Raw genomic sequence first — 3,415 nt, forward strand, 5'->3', positions numbered from 1 at the left:
GTTGGCGATAAGATTAAATTTGCCGGTGGTACGGCTCCTATAGAAAAAGTAGCTATAGATGCCAACGGAAATGCACAAGATAACTTCGCTCTTGCGGCTAAACTTGGCGGATTCTTTGATGGCACCAATAACCAAGCCGGTAAGATATATGCTTATTCATATCTAAATGATACATACTTGGTATACAATGCTGCTGGTGGCGATCATGACTTTGCCGCAGGCGATACCATCGTTAAGCTATCGGGCGTAAATATTGCCAACCTTGACACAACGGTTAATGCTGGCGAAGTTACTATTAACGCATTCTGATTTCTCCTTTCTTTTCGGCAGGTTTTACCTGCCGAACTTCTCTTCTTTTGTAAAGCTAGTTTATAAAATTTAAAATTACATATTTTTCCATTTTGCGCCTAACTCTTGATTTTGGTCTAAAACCGGAAATTAAAACCGGCGGGAAAAGTAATTAAAGTCTGTGATTTATAAGATACGGACTGTTTGAGTATTTTGTGTATAAAAACAAGATAGGGCAATAACAATGTTAGATTTTAGCCAAAGACGCCAAGAAGTAATTAATGTCTAAAGCATAGAGCGGAGTAGCTTCTCGATCTCTCCATTGCAAGGAACTATGCCATAGTTTTGTAGTTTTGCCGTATCGCAGACGAGTAGGGCGGGGTCGTTTGCTCTGATAAATCGGGGATCGCTTTGCACAGCTATATCATGTCCGCTTAGGTAGCGTAAAATTTGTAAAATTTGCTCAATACTATAAGCCTTGCCTGAACCGATATTAAAAATTTCGCCGTTAGCTTTGAGCTCTAGTAGTTGCGCGTATATCCGCACAACATCGTTTGCGTCGTTGTACTCGCGTTTTGGCGTTAAATTCCCGAGCTTTATTACGGAAGCTTTGTCCTTAAAATGTCGCACGATTTTTGGAATGAGGAAATTTTCGCTTTGTCCCGCGCCCGTATAGTTAAAAGGACGCGCGATGATAAAAGGAAGTCCGCTTTTGATGATTTGCTCTTCCATATAAATTTTACTTTCGGCATAGACGCTTTGCGGATTTAGCGGAGAGTTTTCGCACATGGGTATATCTCCTCCGCCGTAGACGCTAGCTGAGCTTGCAAAGATCGCCTTTTCAAATTTAACGGTGCTTAGAGCTTCTAACAAATTTAGCGTACCGATTTCGTTTGAGTTTTTTATCTCGGCGGGATCGGCCATGGTAAACGAAACTGCGGCTAGGTGAATAATGTAGTCGAATTTGGCGCTAAAGGCAGCTTTTATGCTATCTTTGTCAAGCAGATCAAGGCGTACATGATTAGGCGCGCTAGGGCTCAGGGCGCCGCCTGAGACCTCGTAGCCTAGCGTGCAAAGGTATCGCTCCAAATAGCGACCCGTAAAACCCTCGATCCCCGTAATAAAAACGCGCTTAGAACTCAAATCCTGCCTCGATACGCCTTAGATCGGCTTTTATCATCATATCGCAAAGTCCCTTTAGATCGGTCTTTGCGTTCCAACCGAGCTTTTGTTTGGCTTTTGATGCGTCGCCTATTAGTAGATCGACCTCTGCCGGTCTAAAAAATGCAGGGTTTATCTTTACGATTACGTCGCCTTTGTCGTTTAGCCCGACTTCGTTTATGCCTTCGCCCTCGAATTTTATCCCGATATCTAGTGCTTCAAAGCTAAGCTTTACAAAATCCCTGACAGTGGTCGTTACGCCGGTAGCGAGCACAAATGTATCCGGAGTTGGCGCTTGTAGCATCGCGTGCATACCTTCGACGTATTCTTTGGCGTAGCCCCAGTCGCGCTTTGCGTCTAGGTTGCCTAGTTCTAAAGTTTTAGCCTTTTTCAGAGCGATTTTTGCGGCCGTATTCGTGATTTTTCTCGTGACGAACTCAAGTCCTCTTAGCGGACTTTCGTGGTTAAATAAAATGCCGCTTGAGGCGAAAATATCGTAGCTTTCTTGATAGTTTACTGTGATAAAGTGTGCATAAAGCTTTGCCACTCCGTAAGGCGAACGCGGATAAAACGGCGTCGTTTCGCTTTGCGGGACGGCTTGGACTTTGCCGAACATCTCTGATGTGCTAGCTTGGTAAAATTTGATACTTTTATCTACCGTTTTGATTGCTTCTAGTATATTTAGCGTGCCGATACCCGTAGCGTTTGCAGTGTGAAAAGGCTCTTTAAAACTAACGCCTACAAAACTTTGGGCGGCTAGGTTGTAGATTTCCTCGGGTCTTATTTTATTGACGACGCTTAGGATATTAAACGGGTCGGTTAGCTCAAACTCGACTAGATGAAAATTCGGCTCGTTTAAAAGACCTAGCTCGTTTAATCTCCAAAAATTCGGGCTCACCGCTCGTCTGTAACCGCCATAGATCTCATATCCCAGATCGATCAGATATCTAGCCAGATACGCGCCGTCTTGGCCTCCGACGCCCGTGATTATAGCTTTTTTCATTATTCTTCTCCGTTTTTTAAATGTCGCATAAAATTATGATCAGTATTTATGGCTTTAAAGATTCTTAAATAAAGACCGGCGATATTTTGCCAGCTGTTTTCTTCTAGCCATTTTATGCGCTTATCATAAATTTTACCATCTATTTCATTATTTTTTACTTTTTCGAGTTGTTCTAGGATATCCTCGTCGCTAAAACCGTCCGCCGCTATCGTGATATTTTGCATCTCGCTAAAGATTCTTGACGGCGTAACTATAACGTTTTTACAAAGACTTAGAGAGACTCTGGCTGCTGCGCTACTACCCTCGTCGGTCTGTCCGTACGGCAATACGATCGCATCGCAACAACTTAGTTTTTCGTTTACAGTTTCTATCGGTAAAAAACTCGTATGCCACTCTATTTTTTCGCTCAAATTTAGCTTTTCGCAAATCTTGCGGCATCTTTGCAGTTCCGCCTCGCCGTCCGCGCTTGCGACCGGACTGATTATGACTAGTTTTGCGTCTATATTTTGACTGAATTTCGCAAAAGCTTCTAGTAGCACAGGTAGGTTTTTATGCGCAAATAGCAGTCCGAAAAATCCTATCCTAAATTTGCCGTCCATTTCCTTGCGTTTGTTTTGCTCGGGCGCTAAATTTTGCGTTCCGTGCGGCACTAGCGTGACATTATCGATAAGTCCAAGCAGTCTAAGTGTATTTAGATCGTCGATACTATGGACGAATACTCGGTCGAATTCGTAAAGCGTGTCGTGCCAGTTTTGTTGAGTTTGGCGTGGATAGTTTAGGATTTGCTTCGTGCTGTGAAGCGTGATAAAGCAAATTTTCCCCTGAGATTTTAGAGCGAGGACGTCTGATTTTAGCTTTTCATCTATCTCGAAAAATGTAAAATGGTGTTGTAGCCAGATGATATTCGCATCCGTCTCAAGCCCCGATAGTAGTTTTTCGCGCTCTATTTCATAGACTTTTATA

General features: G+C 43.1%; 4 protein-coding genes. 1 reads left to right on the forward strand and 3 read right to left on the reverse strand.

Translation table 11 applies throughout. The features are described from left to right. A partial coding sequence (locus Q0200_RS06110; RefSeq protein WP_297939055.1) for a hypothetical protein occupies positions 1-309 on the forward strand: 309 nt, incomplete at its 5' end. 264 nt (positions 310-573) lie between these two features. On the opposite strand, the gene Q0200_RS06115 is transcribed toward Q0200_RS06110, so the two are convergent. The 3 genes from Q0200_RS06115 to Q0200_RS06125 form a co-directional block, all read right to left on the reverse strand. Further along, complete coding sequence (locus Q0200_RS06115; RefSeq protein WP_297939057.1) at positions 574-1,431, reverse strand: NAD-dependent epimerase/dehydratase family protein; 858 nt, start codon at positions 1,429-1,431, stop codon at positions 574-576. Then, positions 1,421-2,452: a GDP-mannose 4,6-dehydratase gene (gmd, locus tag Q0200_RS06120; RefSeq protein WP_297939060.1), complete on the reverse strand. Its 1,032-nt coding sequence runs from the start codon at positions 2,450-2,452 to the stop codon at positions 1,421-1,423. Before gmd ends, Q0200_RS06115 begins: the two co-directional genes overlap by 11 nt. Further along, positions 2,452-3,415: glycosyltransferase (locus Q0200_RS06125; protein ID WP_297939062.1), on the reverse strand; the 964-nt coding region annotated here is incomplete at its 5' end. The genes Q0200_RS06125 and gmd, both read right to left, overlap by 1 nt.

The sequence above is a fragment of the uncultured Campylobacter sp. genome (genome assembly GCF_938045225.1).
Taxonomy (GTDB): domain Bacteria; phylum Campylobacterota; class Campylobacteria; order Campylobacterales; family Campylobacteraceae; genus Campylobacter_A.